We start from the raw sequence: 1,015 nt of genomic DNA on the forward strand, positions 1-1,015 counted from the left end.
CTACGACTCATGTTGCCCGAACCGGAGGTACCGTCACCGCCGTCCAGTTTGATAGCCAGATAACCGAAAGCGTCAATGCCTACGCCGACAGTACCCTGGGTGTAACCAGAGGTGAAATTACCCAGAAAACCTTGTGTCCAGTCTTTCTGGTCAGCACCGCCGTTCTTGTTGTCGCGGTTGAAGTAGTAGTTCTTCAACGTTTCGGTGAGTTTTGCGTCTTCAACGAAACCTTTGGCTTCTGCCTGGTCACTAACAAACGGGGCGGCCGTAGCCAACTGAGTGCTGGCTGCTGCTGCAACTGCCAGTGCGATTGTGCTCCACTTCATCACGCGCATCGTGATTTGCTCCTTTGGTTTTAGAAGAGTACTGCCGTCCCACCTGTTTTATTATCTGGGCGGCTCTTTCTTTTTGTGTCGGCGCAAACTTATATCACGCCGACAATGTTGGCGATACTTGCTCATACAACCTTTCATGATCTTTACGACGACGTCGCAAACAGCTGGGTTGATGTCGCAAATTCACGTTACCCATGCAGCCGGGCTGACAACTTTATCGCTGTTTCTGGGCCTTTTTGCATCGGTAAAAAAGAGTCCCTGGCAAAACACTTGAATCTCCATTGGGGCAACCCTGCCACCGTATTTGTTTGGTCTCAAGCTGCCACTTCCCGTGGTGCGCTATAGACCATGTGTGTCTCAATGCAACAAGCGTGCACAAAGTGCAGGGTTGCCACGTTTATTTTTCTGCACACCCGCCTTTCGCTGTAAAAACCGCATAAAAACGGGGGTTCAAGCCCTTTTGTATCAGGGGCTTGACGCATACCTTTGCATCGTGTTGTCAGGTTCGCGTGGGGCCATGACAACCAAAAACGTTACCGGTTCACCCCGTCAGTGAGTATTTGGCGGATGCCCGACGCACTGAGCGTAGACGCACTGTGCGGTTTTGGTGCAAAAAAATTTACAGGCTGTACCGGATTCATACAGCTTGTGACGAGCCTGCTGTCGAAATGGACCTGCCC

At 51.2% G+C, this 1,015-nt stretch carries 1 protein-coding gene; it reads right to left on the reverse strand.

Going from position 1 to position 1,015, the window contains the following annotated elements:
* On the reverse strand, positions 1-335 hold a 335-nt coding region (locus HT737_RS30220; protein WP_182404654.1), incomplete at its 3' end, for an OprD family outer membrane porin.
* Positions 336-1,015 lie beyond the last annotated feature (680 nt).

The organism is Pseudomonas sp. MD195_PC81_125 (genome assembly GCF_014060985.1).
Taxonomy (GTDB): domain Bacteria; phylum Pseudomonadota; class Gammaproteobacteria; order Pseudomonadales; family Pseudomonadaceae; genus Aquipseudomonas; species Aquipseudomonas parakoreensis.